General features: G+C 64.0%; 19 protein-coding genes, 1 tRNA gene and 1 pseudogene. 14 read left to right on the top strand and 7 right to left on the bottom strand.

Going from position 1 to position 17,121, the window contains the following annotated elements; all coding sequences use genetic code 11:
- Positions 1-53: 53 nt before the first annotated feature.
- On the bottom strand, positions 54-986 hold the full coding sequence (locus AB6802_RS07515; RefSeq protein WP_371009415.1) for a dimethylarginine dimethylaminohydrolase family protein: 933 nt from the start codon (positions 984-986) through the stop codon (positions 54-56).
- 20 nt (positions 987-1,006) lie between these two features.
- A complete protein-coding gene (locus AB6802_RS07510; protein ID WP_371009414.1) occupies positions 1,007-2,608 on the bottom strand; it encodes an amidohydrolase in 1,602 nt (533 codons plus the stop codon).
- An 82-nt stretch (positions 2,609-2,690) separates the two neighbouring features.
- On the opposite strand from AB6802_RS07510, the gene AB6802_RS07505 reads away from it, so the two are divergent.
- The 5 genes from AB6802_RS07505 to AB6802_RS07485 all read left to right on the top strand — a co-directional run bounded on the left by AB6802_RS07505 (position 2,691) and on the right by AB6802_RS07485 (position 7,692).
- A complete protein-coding gene (locus AB6802_RS07505) occupies positions 2,691-3,578 on the top strand; it encodes a LysR substrate-binding domain-containing protein (protein ID WP_371009413.1) in 888 nt (295 codons plus the stop codon).
- 163 nt (positions 3,579-3,741) lie between these two features.
- The gene (locus AB6802_RS07500; protein ID WP_371009412.1) at positions 3,742-4,836 is read left to right on the top strand and encodes an ABC transporter ATP-binding protein; all 1,095 of its coding nucleotides are present in this window, start codon (positions 3,742-3,744) and stop codon (positions 4,834-4,836) included.
- A gap of 72 nt (positions 4,837-4,908) precedes the next feature.
- Positions 4,909-6,024 carry an ABC transporter substrate-binding protein gene (locus AB6802_RS07495; RefSeq protein ID WP_371009410.1) on the top strand — a complete coding sequence of 372 codons (1,116 nt, stop codon included), beginning with the start codon at positions 4,909-4,911 and terminating at the stop codon, positions 6,022-6,024.
- 22 nt (positions 6,025-6,046) lie between these two features.
- Positions 6,047-6,880, top strand: a complete 834-nt coding sequence (locus AB6802_RS07490) for an ABC transporter permease (RefSeq protein ID WP_371009409.1) — start codon at positions 6,047-6,049, stop codon at positions 6,878-6,880.
- 5 nt (positions 6,881-6,885) lie between these two features.
- A complete protein-coding gene (locus tag AB6802_RS07485; protein WP_371009408.1) occupies positions 6,886-7,692 on the top strand; it encodes an ABC transporter permease in 807 nt (268 codons plus the stop codon).
- A gap of 441 nt (positions 7,693-8,133) precedes the next feature.
- On the opposite strand, the gene AB6802_RS07480 is transcribed toward AB6802_RS07485, so the two are convergent.
- Entirely contained in the window at positions 8,134-8,493 is a 360-nt protein-coding gene (locus AB6802_RS07480; RefSeq protein ID WP_371009407.1) for an ArsR/SmtB family transcription factor, read from the bottom strand.
- A 617-nt stretch (positions 8,494-9,110) separates the two neighbouring features.
- On the opposite strand from AB6802_RS07480, the gene AB6802_RS07475 reads away from it, so the two are divergent.
- The 3 genes from AB6802_RS07475 (at position 9,111) to AB6802_RS07465 (ending at position 10,080) form a co-directional block, all read left to right on the top strand.
- On the top strand, positions 9,111-9,314 hold the full coding sequence (locus AB6802_RS07475) for a hypothetical protein (RefSeq protein ID WP_371009406.1): 204 nt from the start codon (positions 9,111-9,113) through the stop codon (positions 9,312-9,314).
- Positions 9,315-9,409: 95 nt separating this feature from the next.
- A complete protein-coding gene (locus AB6802_RS07470; protein ID WP_371009405.1) occupies positions 9,410-9,655 on the top strand; it encodes a DUF982 domain-containing protein in 246 nt (81 codons plus the stop codon).
- 182 nt (positions 9,656-9,837) lie between these two features.
- Positions 9,838-10,080 carry a DUF982 domain-containing protein gene (locus AB6802_RS07465; RefSeq protein ID WP_371009404.1) on the top strand — a complete coding sequence of 81 codons (243 nt, stop codon included), beginning with the start codon at positions 9,838-9,840 and terminating at the stop codon, positions 10,078-10,080.
- Positions 10,081-10,205: 125 nt separating this feature from the next.
- On the opposite strand, the gene AB6802_RS07460 is transcribed toward AB6802_RS07465, so the two are convergent.
- Both AB6802_RS07460 and AB6802_RS07455 read right to left on the bottom strand, forming a co-directional pair.
- Complete coding sequence (locus AB6802_RS07460) at positions 10,206-11,177, bottom strand: glycosyltransferase family 8 protein (protein WP_371009403.1); 972 nt, start codon at positions 11,175-11,177, stop codon at positions 10,206-10,208.
- A gap of 93 nt (positions 11,178-11,270) precedes the next feature.
- Positions 11,271-12,143: an NmrA family NAD(P)-binding protein gene (locus AB6802_RS07455; protein ID WP_371009402.1), complete on the bottom strand. Its 873-nt coding sequence runs from the start codon at positions 12,141-12,143 to the stop codon at positions 11,271-11,273.
- A gap of 142 nt (positions 12,144-12,285) precedes the next feature.
- Here AB6802_RS07455 and AB6802_RS07450 point away from each other — a divergent pair, with 142 nt between their 5' ends.
- From AB6802_RS07450 to AB6802_RS07440, 3 genes are all read left to right on the top strand, one after another.
- A complete protein-coding gene (locus tag AB6802_RS07450) occupies positions 12,286-13,191 on the top strand; it encodes a LysR family transcriptional regulator (protein ID WP_371009401.1) in 906 nt (301 codons plus the stop codon).
- Between the two features lie 65 nt (positions 13,192-13,256).
- On the top strand, positions 13,257-13,556 hold the full coding sequence (locus AB6802_RS07445) for a hypothetical protein (RefSeq protein ID WP_371009400.1): 300 nt from the start codon (positions 13,257-13,259) through the stop codon (positions 13,554-13,556).
- Positions 13,553-13,993 carry a PIN domain-containing protein gene (locus AB6802_RS07440; protein WP_371009399.1) on the top strand — a complete coding sequence of 147 codons (441 nt, stop codon included), beginning with the start codon at positions 13,553-13,555 and terminating at the stop codon, positions 13,991-13,993. The genes AB6802_RS07445 and AB6802_RS07440 overlap by 4 nt, the downstream gene beginning before the upstream one ends.
- Positions 13,994-14,055: 62 nt before the next feature.
- Here the strand turns inward: AB6802_RS07440 and AB6802_RS07435 are convergent.
- Together AB6802_RS07435 and AB6802_RS07430 are read right to left on the bottom strand one after the other, a co-directional pair.
- A tRNA-Arg gene (locus tag AB6802_RS07435) sits at positions 14,056-14,132 on the bottom strand.
- Between the two features lie 58 nt (positions 14,133-14,190).
- Entirely contained in the window at positions 14,191-14,496 is a 306-nt protein-coding gene (locus tag AB6802_RS07430; RefSeq protein ID WP_371009398.1) for an ETC complex I subunit, read from the bottom strand.
- 266 nt (positions 14,497-14,762) lie between these two features.
- Here AB6802_RS07430 and AB6802_RS07425 point away from each other — a divergent pair.
- The 3 genes and pseudogenes from AB6802_RS07425 to AB6802_RS07415 form a co-directional block, all read left to right on the top strand.
- Positions 14,763-15,332 (top strand): annotated as a pseudogene (locus AB6802_RS07425) (NADPH-dependent FMN reductase); the annotation flags it as partial.
- Between the two features lie 27 nt (positions 15,333-15,359).
- Positions 15,360-15,731 (top strand): nuclear transport factor 2 family protein, encoded by a 372-nt coding sequence (locus AB6802_RS07420; protein WP_371009955.1) that lies wholly within the window; start codon positions 15,360-15,362, stop codon positions 15,729-15,731.
- A 145-nt stretch (positions 15,732-15,876) separates the two neighbouring features.
- Complete coding sequence (locus AB6802_RS07415) at positions 15,877-17,073, top strand: flavin-containing monooxygenase (RefSeq protein WP_371009397.1); 1,197 nt, start codon at positions 15,877-15,879, stop codon at positions 17,071-17,073.
- The last annotated feature ends 48 nt before the right edge of the window (positions 17,074-17,121 follow it).

The raw sequence follows: 17,121 nt of genomic DNA, 5'->3' as shown, positions 1-17,121 counted from the left end.
CACGAGGGGGGAGATTGGCAGCCTCAGCGCCTCGCGCGTTCGCCTCGTCCCGTCTATGCCGGCACGCGCTTCAGCGCCTGCGCCATGCAGTGGATGCCGCCGCCGGTTTTCGAGATCTCGCTCATGTCGACGGCCGCGACCTCGAAGCCGCGCGCCTTCAACTGGCTGATGAGGCTTTTGCTCGATGTCGGCGCGATGACCCTGTCCTTACCGAGCGACATGAAGTTGCAGCCGAGCGCCATCGTGTCCTGGAAAGGCACGTCGATGATTTCGTGGCCCTTGCCCTTCAGCCAATCGACGATGCCGGGCTCGGTGCAGGCGAGACAGACGGCAGTGAGCTTTTCGGCGATCGGCACCACCATCAGGTCGATGTGGACATAATACTCGTCGATGAAGGCGAGCCGCGTTTCCCAGCCTTCCTTCTCGAACCAGTCCTGCACCTGGCGGGCGCCTTCTTCCTGGGTGCGGGCGCCGCCGCAGCCGATCAGCACCACGCCGTCCTCGATGACGTTGAAGTCGCCGCCCTCGAAAGTGCCGGCCGTCACCATGTCGTAGATCGGGATGCCGAGCTTTTCATAGGTGCGGATGGCGGCATAATTCTCGCCGCGCCGCCACCAGTTGGCCATGGCGGTGATGAAAGCGCCGTAAGGCGTCATGACGCTGGAATCGCGCGAATAGACCTGCATCGGCAGTTCCGGCGTCGGCTCGTGCCAATGGATGTTGACGCCGAAATGCTCGTAGGCCGCGACGAGGTCCTTGTGCTGCGCCTGCGCGATCTGGACGTTGCAGGGCGCCTCGCGCAGATGCTTTCGCGACAGCGAGCTGGTCGACAGGTGGCGCAGGAAATTGGGCGAGCCGAGCAGCACGTCGGTCAGGACGTCGGTCTCATTGGCAAACCCCCAGACGGTCAGCGGCTTGGTGCCGCCATTAGGGTTGCGGCGTTGCAGCGAGAACGGTTCGGCGACGATGCGGTCATGGACGGTCATGGGGTTCTCCTCGATTGGGACTATGCGGCTTGATTGGGTTGGCTGCTCGGTATCCACCAGTCGCGGCCGCGCGGCGTGGTGACATATTCGGGCCAGCGGAAGTTGATCGGCGCCTCGTAATCGCAAAGCGGCGCGATCCAGTTCGAGCCGCCGACGCCGCCGCCGGTGCGGGCGACGAATTCGTCCATGGCGGCATCGCGCGCGGCCTTGTCTTCCAGCAAGCGCAGCGCGGTCAGCGCCACGGTTTTCGAAGCGCAGGTGACCATCGGATCGATGGTTGCCGGAATGCCGCCCAGCGCGTTCATCGCCCACGAGGGGTAGGCATGGCCGTTGACCGAGCGCAGCGCCGGGCGGGCGACGTAGAAGCGCGAGGTCGGCGCGTGCCAGCTCATGTCGGTGTAGTCGTCGGAGGTGGAATTGACCTGCGAAGGCGGCAGGTCACGGCGCAGGATCGCTTCGGCTTGCCTCGGGTCGATCAGCCGCTCCAGTTCGTCGATGAAGGGGTTTTCGGTCGCCCCGCCGCCGGCATTGACCTGGACCTCGCGGGCGATCGCCCTCGCCTCGTCGCTCCAGCGCGGCGCGCCGACGGTCGACAGCGCCTGATAAGTGATGTCGGCCATGGCATGGTTTGCCAGCCCGGGCCGCGACTTCGACACCCAGTGGCGCTCGACGCGGCAGCCGCTCATCCTGGCCGCCGCTTCCGCGTTGCGGTCGAGCACGGCGGTGACCTGCTCGGCCATGGCAATGGTCGGCACGCGGATCATGTACTGGATCTCGGCTAGGCCGGCCGGCAGATTGTCGGCGGTCGCCTGGCCGGCGGTCAGGATCGCCTCGCTGATCGACCAGCCGCCCTGATGCGTCAGCATGGAGTCGCGCAGCGCCTTGGAGGCCAAGTACATCATCATCAGCGCGTCGTTGGCGCCCGGCGCCCGCACAGCCGAATGCGCCTGCGGGATCGGTGCTCTATCGCCTGCGCGAATCCAGTTTTCCGGTTCATCGCAGACGAAGCGATAGATCATCGCGTAGGCGGCGCCGCAATGCGTGTCCCAGCGCGCCGTGTTGCAGAGCGGCAGCATGTAGAAGGGATGGAAAGAGATCATGCCGGCAAGGCCGTCATAGTAACCCTTGGCCGCATGGATCGGCTTCGAGCCCCTCACCTTCTCCGCCGGCTCGCCGGTGAAGCGCAGCGTGCCCTTGATGCCGTGCTCCAGCATCGCCGCCTTGGCGGCAAGCAAACCGCCGAGGCTGCCGATGCCGAGCCCCGAATGCGGGTCGGTGTGGCCGCCGGCTTCGATACCAAGACCCGGCCGCGCGCGCTTCACCGTCGCCGCCTCCTGGCAGTTGCCGGGCACGGCGTCATATTCGCCATACATACCGATCACCGGGCCGTCGCCATTCGTCCAGTGCGCGCAAAAGGCCGTCGGCATGCCGCCCGAGCCCTCCTCGACCGAAAAGCCCTCGCGCTTCAGCCGATCGACGTACCAGGCAGCCGACTGGTATTCGCGCCAGGCGGTTTCGCCGAAATCGAAGATGGTGCGCGTCCAGGCCGACAGCAGCGGCTGGATGCTGTCGATGCAGGCAAGCGCGGTTTGCCCTGCCGAGGTCGTCAGCGGTTTCTCCATGAGCCCAAGAAAGCAGTGAAGCGGCTCGTCAAAAAGTGATATGTTTTCCCGGCTCGTGCAAATTCGGTTCACCTGAGGTCCTGTGCGAATACCGTCCACCCAGGCGCTGCGCGCCCTCGACAGTTTTGCCCGTCACGGCAGCGTATGGCGCGCCGCCGACGAGTTGCATCTCACGCGAAGCGCTGTGTCGCATCAGCTCAGGCTGCTCGAACGCGACCTCGGCTTCGATCTCTTGCAGCGCATCGGCAAGGGCGTGGCGCTGACGCCGCGCGGCCAGCGCTATGCGGCGGACGTCAGGAAGGCGCTGACCGTGCTTGGCGATGCGGGAACGCAAAACAATGGCGCCGGCGTCGGCGGCTCGTTCGCCGTGTCCTGCCCGCCGGGCTTCGCCTCGATGTTCCTGTGCACCCATATCGGCGAATTCCAGCAAATGTATCCGGATGTGGCGCTGTCCGTGCTGACGCCGCGCCGGCTTGACGACGTCTCCAATCCGGACGCCGACGCCTTCATCGCCTTCGGCGTCGGCAACTGGCCGAACCGGGCAGTGGAGCTGTTGTGCGAAGTCTCCTTCACGCCGCTCTGCAGCCCGACGCTGCTCAACAAGGTAGGCGGCTTTTCCAAACCCGCGGACGTCCTGCGCGCCAATCTCTTACATCTCGGCGATACCGAGGACTGGGCGCGCTGGCTGGCACTGTCCAAGGTGGAAAATCCCGACACCGAAGGCGGCATCTTCTTCTCCGACATGAACCTCGTCTTTTCGGCGGCGGTCGCCGGACAAGGGATTGCCATGGGTGACGAGCTGACCGGCCGCCGGGCGCTGAACGAGGGCCGCCTGGTCAAGCCGTTCGAGGCATCGGTGCCCTCGCCGCGCTCGTACTACCTGGTGTTCGAGCATGCAAAGGCCGGGCACCCGGTGCTGAATGCATTCGGCGGATGGCTGCGGGCGAAGCTGTCGGAGAATAGGCTGTAGGGGTAATGAGATTAGCCGATCTCCTCGACGGGGCATTGGCGCTCCCGCGTATTCGCCGCGCTACCCACCCGTGAATCAAATTTGCCGATCAGGCGAAAACTATTCGGTTGCGGTGAGCCGCTTGCCTGCCCTACGCTTGGCCAGGCGTGAGGAAAGAGGCAGGATGCAGCAACCCGGCCGGGCCGCAGAAATCAGAGCGAACGGGATCGGCAAGAGCTTCGGCTCGTTCCGGGCGCTGGACAACCTCACGCTCGACATCGGCCGTGGCGAATTCCTGACGCTGCTTGGGCCTTCGGGCTCCGGCAAGACCACCTTCCTGATGATCCTGGCAGGCTTTGTGCAGCCGAGCGAAGGCAGACTGTTCAGTGATGGTATCGACATCACCGAACGCCCGGCCGAGCAGCGGGCCGCCGGCATGGTGTTCCAGGGCTATGCGCTGTTCCCGCATATGAGCGTGGAAGCCAACATCGCCTTCCCGCTCAAGGTGCGCAAGAGATCGGCCTCCGAAATCAAGAAGCGCGTCGGCGAGATGGTCGAGCGCGTGGGGCTGGAGGGCCACGAGAAGAAGCTGCCCGCGCAGCTTTCCGGCGGCCAGCAGCAACGCGTGGCGCTGGCCCGCGCGCTGGTCTTCGAGCCGGGCGTGCTGTTGCTCGACGAACCGTTCTCGGCGCTGGACAAGAGCCTGCGCGGCCAGATGCAGGCCGAGATGAAGCGGCTGCACCAGGAAACCGGCACCACCTTCGTCTTCGTCACCCATGACCAGAGCGAGGCGCTGGCGCTGTCGTCGCGCGTCGCCATCTTCAACCACGGCAAGCTGTTGCAGGTCGGCGCGCCGGACGAAGTCTACGACCGCCCGGCCAACCGTTTCGTCGCCGAGTTCCTGGGCGAGATCAACATGCTGCCGCTGAAGGGCGTGAAGCCCGCCGACAACGGCGCAACGGGCCTGTGCGAAGACCGCGCGGTCAACATGCGCTGCAAGGCCGAAGCGATAAAGGGCGACGCTCTGCTGGCCATCCGGCCCGAGCACATGTCGATCGCGCGCGAAGCCGCCGCCGGCGAGAACGGTATCGCCGCGACCGCGATCGGCTCGACCTATATGGGCGCTGCGACCAAGCTCGACCTGACCACGCGCCAGGGCGCCAAGGTCACCGTCTCGGTGCCGAACGAGGTTGCGGCGGCGGCACTCAGCAAGGGCAATTCGGTCTGGCTGACCTGGCCGGCCGAAAGAGGTTTCCTCCTTCCGCACGGAGGACAATAAACATCGTCGCGGCGGCTTGAAGATCGCCGGACGGGCTTGCGGATCCAATCAATCAAAACAAGGGGAACTGACATGACAAACGAAACCAAAAAACAGTCCATCCAGTCGCTTTCCGAGCGGGCACAGCGCGGCGAGATCTCGCGCCGCCAGTTCGCGCAGCTTGCGGGCCTCGTGCTTGCCGGCACGCCAATGCTTTTGCGCTCGACAGGCGCTTTCGCCGAGACGAAAGGGCTGGTGCTGGTCAATTGGGGCGGCGACGCCATCACGGCTTACGACGCCGCCTACGGCCAGGCCTTCACCAAGGACACCGGCATCCCGGTCAAGATGGATGGCTCGGGCCCGACCGAAGGCGCGATCGCGGCGCAGTTCAAGAGCGGCGCGCCGACCTGGGACCTGGTTGACGTCGACCCGTTCTCGGCCATCACGCTCGGCGGCCAAGGCATGCTCGAGCCGATCGACTACAAGGTCGTCGACAAGACCAAGATGCGGCCGGGCTTCGGCTGGGAGTTCGCGGCGTCGACCTATTTCTTCTCCTATGTGATCGCCTACGACTCGCAGAAGTTCGGCTCCAACGCGCCGACCGGCATGGCCGACTTCTTCGACGTCAAGAAATTCCCCGGCAAGCGCTCGCTCTACAAATGGGGCGTGTCGAGCTGGGAGGCAGCACTTCTCGCCGACGGCGTCGCGCCGGCCTCGCTCTATCCGCTGGATCTCAAGCGCGCCCATGACAAGATCGCCGCCTTCAAGGAAAACGTCGTCTCCTACTGGGGCGGCGGCGCCGAGAGCCAGAGCGTGCTGCTCAACGGCGAGGCCTCGATGGCGATCGTCTGGTCGACGCGCGCCTCGCTGATCGAGCAGGATTCCGGCGGCCAGATCAAGTTCATCTGGGACCAGGGCCTGATCTCGCCCGGCGCGCTGGCCGTGCTGAAGAACAACCCCGGCGGCAAGGATGCGGCGATGAAGTTCATCGCCAGCGCGCAGGACCCGCAAAAGCAGCTGATCATGTTCGACAAGCTCGGCCAGGGCCCGGCCAACCCGGCCACCGACGCGCTGATCCCTGCCGACAAGAAGCGCATCAACCCTGTCGACCCCGCCAACATGACGAAGCAGATCCCGCTCGACATGGACTGGTACGCCAAGAACTACGGCGCGGCGCTGGACGAATACACCAAGATCATCTCCGCCTGAGCCGGCGGAGACTTTTCGACCGATGAGAGGCACCCTCTCCGAGAGGATGGGCGCGGCGCTGTTGATGGCGCCGCTGCTCCTGTTTCTTGCCCTTGCCTATGCCTGGCCCTTCCTCGGCGTGGTGAAGTGGAGCTTCACCTTGCCCACGCCGGGGCTCGGCCAATACCACGCCCTGCTTACGGATGACCTCGTGCAGTCGGTGTTCATCCGCACGCTGCGCATCGCGGCGATCGTCACGGTGGTGTCGGTCACGGCCGCGTACGCCATCACCATTGTGTGGGTGCGCGGCAGTCCGGCGCAGCGCGTGATTGCCGAGTTCTGCATCCTGGTGCCGTTCTGGATTTCGGTGCTTACGCGCGCCTTCGGCTGGGTTGCGCTGCTATCCAACCGCGGCCTGATCAACACCTGGCTGCAATCGATCGGCTTCATTTCCGAACCGCTGACCCTGGTGCGCAACGAGTTCGGCGTCATCGTCGGCATGTCGCATTTCCTGATCCCTTTCGCGGTGTTTCCGCTGGCGTCGGCCATGCGCAGCCTGGACGAGCGCGTGTTGCTTGCCGCGCGCGGACTCGGCTCAAGCCGCATGCGCACCTTCTGGACCGTCTTCGTGCCGATGACGCGTTCGGGCATCATCGGATCGGCGATGATCGTCTTCGTCTTTTCGCTCGGCTTCTTCGTCACGCCGGCGATCCTCGGCGGCGGCCGCAGTGTCATGATCGCGGAGCTGATCTACCTGCGCATCTTCCAGAGCCCCGACTGGGGGCTGGGCGCGGCGATCAGCGTCGTGCTGGTGGTCTTCATCGGGGCGCTGATGGCGGTGCTTTTCCGCTATGTCAAACCGAAGGAACTGGTGTAGCCGAAATGCCGACCTATCGACCCGGCCCTGTCTCGCTGATCCTCGCCGTGCTGGTGGCGCTGTTCCTGCTGATGCCGCTGCTTGCCGTCATCCCGGTGTCGCTGACGCCAAGCCGCATGCTGACCATGCCGACCGGCGAATTGTCGCTGCGCCACTATCGTTCGCTGATCGAGGATCCGCGCTGGCTGGATTCCATCCTTTTGTCGCTGCGCATCGGCGTGGTCAGCAGCGTGTTCTCCACGGTGCTCGCGCTAACCTTCAGCCTCGGTGTCTGGATGTTCCAGCCGCGCTTCACGGCCACCCTTGTCGGCTTCGTGCTGTTGCCGATGGTGGTGCCGCCGGTGGTGTCGGCAGTGACGCTCTATTTCCTGCTCACCTCGATCTCCGGCATCACGTCCTTCTTCGGCTATGACACCTGGCTTGGCGTCGCCATGGCGCATTCGGTGATGACGGTGCCGTTCGCCACGGTGCTGATCCTGGTCTCGCTCAGCCAACTCGATCGGCGCATCGACCTTGCCGCGCGCGGCCTTGGCGCCAGTGTCTGGGAACGCGCCACGCGCGTCATCATGCCCAACATCAAGTTCGGCATCGTCACCGCGGCGCTGCTGTCGTTCGTGCTGTCCTGGGAAGAGATCGGCGTGACGCTGTTCATCACCTCGGTCAACGCCATCACGCTGCCAAGGCTGATGTGGATGGGCCTGCGCGACAACATCGACCCGGCGATCGCCGCACTTTCGGTGATCCTAATCGTCATCACCGTTCTGGTGCTGGCGGTGCGGAGCGCGGTGACCGGGCAGCGCAGCGCGCCATAAAACCCGACAGGCTGTTTCCAAAACGTAAAGGCCCGCCGGGAGCGGCGGGCCTCACGAAGTGCCAAAGTGGAAGTTCGGCGCTTCAGATGATCCGGGGGTGTGGATCGCCCGCGAGGTTAGCCGCCGGCAGCGGCCCAAGCGACTTACAAATCGGTAAGCTTCGCTTCCGCGCGGCGTCACGAGGTAAGAAAAAGCCACGCATTTTCAGCCGCTTGCGGACGCAATCCGTGGCCGTTCCGGCAATTATTCAAGCAAAAGTGATGGGGTCGTCATCACGCACCATGGTGATCGGAACAACGTGTCAGGACAGGGCGGAAAAGTACGAGGCACGACATCGGCGCCGCCACGCGGGCCGTCGGGTCGTTTGCAAGTCAGCGCCCTGAAGCAAGGGAGCGCCGGCGCAGACGAAGGCCCCCCGGCCTCGCCTGCATATGCGCCAGCTTAGGCGGCCTGCGGCCGCCGCATCCTTTCGACAAGCGCCTGCCGGTCGGGTCCGGCGAAAGGCTTGTCCATGGCGAGCAAGCCGTCGAGCAGCGCCAGAAGGTCGCGCGCGGCCGAAGACTTGCAGGAATAATAGACCATCTGACGATCGCGGCGGGTTTCGACCAGGCCAAACCTGCGCAGTTTGGCAAGGTGTTGCGACAACGCCGATTGGCTGAGCTCGACCTTGTCGGCAAGGACGCCGACGGAGAGTTCGTTCTCGGCCAGGTAGTTCATGATGAGCAGACGTTTCTCGTTGCCCATCACCGCAAGAAAGGCTGCCGCACTTTCTGCGTTGGCAGTAAGTTTCTTCGTGACCATGTATTTCCCCATGTTCAGCTCTCCCGAAGGCCATGGGGGCAATGGCTTCAGAGTTCGAGAGCGTTGATGGCCAGTCCCGGGTACGAATCCGGAACCTGCCTGCTTCTTGTTTCGGCCAAAAATCCCGTCGTAACCCGGTTGCCACCACGTCGGGATTACTGGCCTCGAACAGAGTGCGCGGCACTTTTGCTAGGCGCAAGTATGCGTAGACTCGGAAAAATTCCGCGCTGCTAATGCGTATCAGCGCTGCGGTCATTCAGCAAGAATTTATCGCGGCCGGCAAAAACAGCGGCAAACATCGCCGTCGCCGAGATCAGGGGGGCGTAGCCGCGCTGCGGCGTTTTTGAATGGATCTGGAACCTTCGGTCACGCAGCCCGTTTCGCGCGGCCAAGGGCATGTGGGGAAAAGATTTGTCGGACAATTTTACGCAACACTGCATTTTGTCGAATGACTCACGGTCAATTCGAACCCGTGCTAATATTAGCCGGGAAGACAAGGGGCTCGGGTGTTTCGCCCTTTTCACACGAAACGGCGAACCGCTTTATCTTTCGTGTCGACGCAATTCCGGGTGGAAAACCGTGTCACACTTTTCCTGGAATTGCTCTGGGAGGAAGCCATGTCCATTGCGACCAGTCAGCGGAATACATTCACCCCCGACGAGACGGCCATGCTCGGCCGCGTCTTCGACAATGGCAATGTCGAAGGCGAGACGGCGGAGCAGAAAGAGTCGCGCGCCTCGCGCATCATCGCCAACTATATGGCCGGCATCACCGATGAGGCGGAGCTGATCGAGCTTTCAAGAAGGCCGCTCGGACGGTGAGCGGCCCGCGCCGCAAGCCGACTTCACGGTAAGTTGAGGTTCCGGCCCGGAACTTCGCGATAATATATCGTGTTACGATGTATCGGAGGCTCGCCATGATCCTGGGGTGGTTTTCCAAGCCCGTCGAAGTCGCCGTTGGCCTGACCGGTTCGATCCGGCACATATCCAACGCCGAGCAAGCCGTGGCATTGCTGACCGGACAGTGGCGCGATGCGGGCAGCACCCAGCATGGCGCGGCACTACGCGCCTGCCGCCGGGCGATCAGCGGCGACGTTGCGGCGGACGACGCCAGGCGGGCTTTCATCGACGCGGCGCGTGAGGCGCGTATGCTGGTCGATTGACCCGAACTGTAGCCAAGAATCCAGGCGGATCAGACACTTGGTCCGGTCTTCAAAAAACTTCGGAACCGAATGCGCGATGGTTGGTTGGTGCGAGGGTCCGCCGATCGTCTCGCGGATCCGCATCGGGCGTCAGCCGGCGCCGATTGCTTGCTCAAAAAACGATCATAAGAATGGAGGAAGTGATGAACGATGTCTGGTTTTCCGAACCAGTCGTGATCGATTTCCGGCCAGACGGCCAACGCAAGGTTTCCAGCTGCTTCGAAGCGATGGAATGCCTGGATGAGCGGTGGCCGGGACAGGCGCGCGACGGCGCCTGGCGCTCGGCAAGCCGTGTGTGCCGTGATGCGCTCGATGGCCTGCGCAGCCCCGTGGAAGCCCGCAAGACGCTGCGCAAGGCGGCCAAGGTCGCCGGGCTTCTCGCCTAAACACCAGGATTCCCAGTGTCCCGCCAGGGACGCCAGCAGGCCCGTCGCGGTTCCCCATTGCCGCGGCGGGCTTGTTGTTTACAGGCAGAAGCCAGGCGACGGCCGCACTTTTTCCTGGAAATTGCTTAGGCGAACCCGCCGAGCACCTCGGGGAACTCAGCCGCCATCGCGCCCTCTTGCGCTTGGCCAGCAAAGATCTCGTAGACCTTCCGGCCGTCATAGCGGGCGCGGCGGCGAAGCCTCTCCCGGCTGTTCAGCAGGCTGCCTATCTTGTCGAAGCGACGGACAAAGCGCTTCATCACCCCACGCTCGAACGGCACGCGTCTTTGGAACGGACCGCTCCACGGCGTATCGCTCGCCAGATCGCGATAGATGTCGAGCGCGGCGAGCTCGACGCCGATCGGCACCTTGTCCCAGGGCTTGCCCCAGCTGAAATGCCGGGCAAAGGCCTCGCCGAAAGGCAGTTGCCAGCTGTAGTTGGTCATGACGTTCCAGGCCGGATGCAGCGTCTGCCATCTGCCCTGGAAGGCAAGGTTCAACGCGCCCTGATCCAGTCCGTCGACATGAAGCGAGGCGAAATGGCGGGCAGCGCCCAGCAAGCCCTCTTTCCTGACGCGCGGCAGGTCGAGCAGAAGCACGCCGGAGTTGAAATAGGGCGCCCCTGGCTGCATCGAAAGCCGTTTGCGAAATCCGGGCTCGAAATAGGACTGGACATCGTGCGCCGCGAGCAGCGGCGCGTTGAGCGGCGTCTCGATCAGATCGAGGATCGACCGGTTGAAGAGAACATCGCTGTCCAGATAGACAACCCGCTCGTAAGGAGAGAATTCCGCCATCTCGTCGATGAAGAGCCGCATATAGACGGCAAGGCTGAGATGGCCCGGGGTAAAGGCCACGCTGCGCATCGTCTGCGACAGATCGACGATGCGGACACTGTCACCAAGCAGCCGCCGCGCGGCGGCAAGGTCGGCTGCGCCGACATCCATCTGCAGGATAAAACCATCTATCGGCGGCGAAACGTCCAGCACCCGGCGCGCCGCCAGGCAGGCGTAGGGAAAATACTTGGCGTCCGCCGCCAGAAAGAAACAGGACTTCGTCATTTGCCGTCTTATCGCACCTATTCGGCGCGATGCCTGCCACAGAATGCCGGCCGGCAAAAGCCCTGCCCGGCTACGGCGCCCATACAAGCCAGCTCATTGTCCGGCCTTCGCGTCAACGAGCTTGGCAATCGCTTCATCAATGCCGATGCGGCCCTTGCGCCTTTCAGCGTTCGGATCGCGAAAATCGATCCAGCCTTCGTTGAAGCCATCGATCATGCGCATGCGCATCTCTGGATGGCGCATGCCCTGGTCGCGGAAGATCTTCTCCCAGCGGTCGCGGGCAACGATGCGGGCCTCGACCTTGCGTCCGAGCGCGGCGGCGAAGGCGGCCGCGATCTGGTTCGGCGAGACACGCTCACCGGCTTCCAGTTCGACCACGCGGTGGCCGCCAAAATTCTCCAGCAGCAGTTCGGCCGCCGTCGTGCCGACATCGGCGGCGGCGATCATCGCGATGGCGCGATCGAGCGGCTGCAAATAGCTGTCGACGACGCCTTCGTCGTGCGCCGAAGCGACATCCCAGGCGGCATTTTCCATGAACCATGCGGCACGCAGGAAGGTCACCGCCGTCGGCAGATCGGCAAGCGCCTGCTCCAGCAGACGCAAGGCGTTGAGCAGATTGGGCCGCTCGGCGTCGGCGCCGATGGTAGACAACACGACGACCTTGGGCGGCAGCGCGCGACCAAGCGCCTCGCGGATGACGGCGATCTTGGGCAGCACATCGGGAAAGCCGGCTTCGGCATCATAGACCGGCGGCAACAGGATGAACGCGCCTTCGACGCCCGAAAGTGCGGCGGCAAGCGGCCCGGCATCGCTGAGGTCTGCAATCGCGACCTCGCATCCCCGGGCGAGCCATGGCGCGCCCTTGGCTTCGTCGCGCATGACGGCGCGGACCTTGTGACCTGCGTCGAGCAAAGTCTCGGCAAGGGCGCCGCCGACGCGGCCGGTGATAGCAGTGATTGCGAACATGGTCGTGACCTTTCGGCTTGGAAACTGGATCGCCAGTCGGAACACCGCCCCAGCAATCGTTGGCGGTCTTTTCTCACCGTTCGCTTGCTGATCCCAGCGCCGATATGTCATCATAATCCGGACTTGAGGTTTGGAATGCTCAATGCCTTATGACGCAAGATTGCTGTCTGGCGTGACGGTGCTGATGGCCGTGGTGGAAGCCGGCTCGATGGCGCGCGCGGCGGATGCTCTCGGCATGACGGCGTCAGGCGTCGGCCGCGCCATCCAGCGGCTGGAAACCCGCATTGGCGTGCGGCTGCTCGACCGTACCACCCGCACCATGCGCCTGACCGACGAAGGCCGACGCTTCCACGAGCGTGTCGGCCCGCACCTCGACGGCATCGAGGAAGCGGCGATCGAAGCGACCGGGGCGACGGCGGTGGTGCGCGGCCGGCTGCGCGTCAATGTCGACCCGTTCTTCTCGCAGCTGGTGCTGGCGGAACATGCCGGGCGCTTCCTGGCGCTCTACCCCGAACTGCGGCTTGAGTTGATCATGCGCGACGCGGTCGGCGACCTGGTGGCGGACGGTTTCGACCTGGCGCTGCGCTTCGGCGATCCGCCGGTCGGTTCCCTCACTGCCCGCAAATTGTTCGAGACGCGCATCCTGACCGTCGCCGCACCCGCCTATGTCGAGCGCCGCGGGCGCCCGAAGCAGCCTCAGGACATGCCCGTGCACGATGCCATCGACTTCTGGGATGCCGCGCATGGCCGCGCCTACGAATGGGAATTCCGGCGTGGTGCGGAGGTGTTGCCGGTCAGCATCGAGACGCGGCTGATGACCTCGGACGCGCCGACCATGCTCAGCGCCTGCCTCGCCGGCGCCGGCATCGCCCAGGTGCTGGAATTCGCCACGCGCGAGCAAGTTCGCGACGGACGGCTGGTCGATTTGTTCCCGGACTGGTCGGACGAACGCTTCCCGCTTTACGCAATCTACCCCTCGCGACAGTATCGTACAGCCAAGGTGCGGGCGTTCGTGGAGTTTGTGAACGAGTTGCTGGCGGAGGTTTAGGTCTGAGGATCTCTTGAGAAACCGCTTCTTCCCTGCTATATTACAGGGAATATCCGGAGATAGAGATGAACATATCGCAGAAGCGTGCCATTCAGAATTACCGCTCGCGTCTCAGCGAACGCGGGCTTGCACGCTTTGAAGTGCTGGGGCTCGACGCCGATCGCGAATTCATCCGCTCGCTGGCGCGCCGCCTCGCCGAAGACAGCCCGGATGCGGCGCGAATCCGAGCGACGGTCGAACGCAGTATGACCGGCGAACCGCCGAAGACGGGAGGCATCCTTGCCGCGCTCCGGCGTTCGCCCCTTGTCGATGCCGAGCTCGATCTTGGCCGCTCGCGTGACGAGGGACGCAAGGTCGACCTGTGACGCGCTATCTGCTCGACACCAACATCATCAGCAATGTCATCAAGCCTGAACCATCCGCAAGCCTGATCGCGTGGCTTGGAGCCCAGAAGGACGACGATCTCTTCATCGCTGCGCTGACGGTCGCCGAAATCCGCCGCGGCATCCTGGAAAAGCCGGTCGGCCGCAAGCGCGACGCCCTTGAGCTCTGGTTCGCAGGCCTTGAAGGTCCCCAGTCGCTGTTTGCCGGGCGTGTGCTGTCTTTCGACGAACAGGCCGGCCTGATCTGGGCAACGCTGATGGCCGAAGGGAAGCTGGCCGGACGTCCACGCAACGCCCTCGACATGATTATCGCGGCAGTCGCCGCTGCCAATGATTGCGTGGTCGTAACCGACAATGAAAGAGATTTTTCGGATCTCGATTTCATCAACCCGCTTCGGGGCAAAGCTTCAACCGAATAGCCGATAAGCAGTGCTCGGTATAAACCGTAACCTGTGTGTCCGGAACGGACCCCCAGGAGAAATGGCGATCCCGACAGGATTCGAACCTGTGACCATCGGCTTAGAAGGCCGGTGCTCTATCCAGCTGAGCTACGGGACCGTCGGCCGGCCGGGCCGGCTGGTGCGCTTGACGCCAGGCGACGCAAAGACTCGGGTGGTCAGTGCGTCCAAGGCGTCCTGCGGTCATAGCGGAAATTGTCGGAATAGGAAATCTGCCGGCGCTTGGTCTCTTTCGGTTCCTCGACGCGATAGGCGATCTTTTCCTTGTCGGCGTAGGCCATCGCCTCTTCCTTCGTCTCGAAGGTGAGCTTCACCTGGCTCAGCATGTCGCCCGAGGTGGTGTAGCCCATCAACGGATCGATCTCCTTGCGCTGGGCCGGATCGAACTCCAGCACCCAATGTCCGGTCTTGGCCTTGCCGGACTGCATCGCGGTTTTGGCTGGGCTGAAAATGCGCGCGGACATGACCACCTCGTTGTCGCCCGAATCCGGGCACCCTTTCCGAAGCGCTTGAGCCTGCCGGTTTCCGGCCTGAACTCGCGCGCCAATCCGTCAATACTGTGCAACCGCGCCGGCGGCAAGGCCGCAGGCGGCCTAGGCGCGTAGCGGGGTGTTGCGGAACCTCGCGCTCTGCCCGGCATTATCCGAACGTCAGTCGGCCGCTTCCGCCAGACAATGCGGGCCAATTGCGGCCGCTTCCCCTAAGCCACATCAAAACCGGACATTCCCCCATGACCAAAGCAACCGAACAAGCCGTTCTCCAGGTCGCCGTCCTTGTCGGCAGCCTGCGCGCCCAGTCCTTCAGCCGCAAGATCGCCAAGGCGCTTGCCGCGCGCGCCCCGGATTCGCTGCGCTGCCGCTTCATCGAGATCGGCGAATTGCCGCTCTACAACGAAGACCTCGACGGCGATAAGCCGCCGGCGGCATGGTCGGCCTTCCGTGCCGCGATCCGCGAATGCGATGCCGTCCTGTTCGTCACGCCCGAATACAACCGTTCGATCCCCGGCTGCCTGAAGAACGCGCTCGATGTCGGCTCGCGCCCTTCGGGCAAAAGCGTGTTCAAGGGCCTGCCCGCCGGCGTCGTCAGCGTCACGCCCCACAAGCTCGGCGCATTCGGCGCCAACCATGCCTTGCGCCAGACCTTCGTGTTCCTCGACATGCCGGTGATGCAGCAGCCGGAAGCCTATATCGGCAGTGTCGGTGAGCTGCTCGACGACAAGGGCGCGGTGAAAAGCAGCGAAACAGCCGATTTCCTGGAAAAGTTCATGGGCGCGCTGGAAAACTGGATCAACACTGTTCGTCCCGGCACCTCGGCCTTCGATGCCTTCATGAAGGAACGCGAGAAGATCGCGGCGGACTATGTCAATGGCGACGCCACCTCGCTCAAGGCCATCGTCACCCATTCGGAACCGGCAACCTTCTTTTCGCCGCGCGGCGATCATCTCAAGGGCGCCGAAGCGGTTGCCGGCCGCTATGAGCGCGATGCGGCGAGCTTTCACAAAGGCGGCAGCACCGACCTCGAGGTGCTGCAGTCATCGGCAAGCGGCGACCTGGCTTTCTGGAGCGGCCTTCAGCACGCCAAGGCGAGGATGGGCAAGAACGGCGACGCGACCGACATGACCCTGCGGGTGACGGAGGTGTTCCGGCTGGAGGACGGCGCCTTCAGGCTGGTGCATCGGCACGCCGACCCGGTTCACTAGGCAGCCCAGTTCATTAACCGGGCCGGTTCATTAGCCGGCGCTTGCCAACTCCGCGACACAATGCCGGGCTTGTTTGCAACGGGCGCCTATTCCCTTTGCCGCGCGAGCGGCATATGTCGGATACATGGCCGTGTCAGGTGAGGCCATGACGAAGATTAAGACCAGAATGGGCATGGAAGCGGAAATCGCGCCGGGCTGGAGCGACGAGCCGGCGATCCTCGACGGCGCGATCGTCATCGGCGCGGGCGCCGCCGGGCTTGCCGTTGCCCATGCGCTGGTCGACGTCGGCATGAAGACGCAGGTGCTGGAACGCGAAGGGCGGCTGGCCGAGCCCTGGCACCGCCGGCACGACAATCTGCACCTCAACACGCATCGCGACCTTTCTGCGCTGCCGGGCGTATCCTATCCGGCCGGCACGCCAGCTTTTCCGCACCGCAGCACCGTCATCGGCCATCTCAACGACTTCGCCAAGACGCACCGGCTGCCGATCAGCTTCGGGGTCAGCGTCGAGGAGATCGAATTTCGCGGCGACCACTGGCTGTTGCGGACAAACATCGGGCTGAAAGCGGCGCGCCATGTGGTGATCGCCACAGGACGCGACCAGCATCCCTTCATCCCGGCCTGGAAAGGCATGCAGGATTTTTCAGGATCGATCCTCCATTCGGCCGATTTCGGCCGGGCGAGCGACTATGTCGGCAAAAAGGTGCTGGTGATCGGCGCCGGCAATTCCGGCTTCGACGCGCTCAACCATCTTTCCCGTGTCGAGACCGGCCAGATGTGGCTGTCGGCCCGTAACGGTCCTTCGTTGCTGCCAAAGCGCATCGGCCAGATCGCGGTGCATCGCTTCTCCCCGATCATGGCGAGCCTGCCCACCAAACTGGCGGATGCGGCCATGGCGGCCACGCAGCGGCTGGTGTTCGGCGACCTCACGAAGTATGGCCTGCCCTCTGCCCCGTCCGGCGGCGCCAGCCGGCTCGGCTCCGACTACACCGCGATCGCCGCCGATGACGGCGCGGTGGACGCCATCAAGACGGGACGCATCATCGTCGTGCCGCAAATAAGCGAATTCAGGCACGACAGCGTCATCCTCGACAATGGCCAGGCGATCGCGCCCGATGTCGTGATTGCTGCGACCGGTTATCGCACCGGACTGGAGACGATGCTGGGCAGGCTTGGCGTGCTCGATGGCAAGGGCGTGCCGCTGTTCAACGGCGCGGCCGGTGATCCGAAGCTGCCTGGCCTGTGGTTCACCGGCATGCGGCCGAGCATCCGCGGCTGCTTTGCCAATGCACGGATCCAGGGCGCGGTGATCGCCAAGAAAGTCGCGAGGCGGAAGCGCTAGTCTATGCAACGTCGCCAAGATCGGCCTGTCGACCGCTTCCCTGGCGCG

Origin of the sequence: Mesorhizobium sp. RCC_202 (genome assembly GCF_041355295.1) — a bacterium.
In the GTDB taxonomy this organism is placed as follows: Bacteria; Pseudomonadota; Alphaproteobacteria; order Rhizobiales; family Rhizobiaceae; genus Mesorhizobium.
This window is presented reverse-complemented; position numbering and strand designations above follow the sequence as displayed.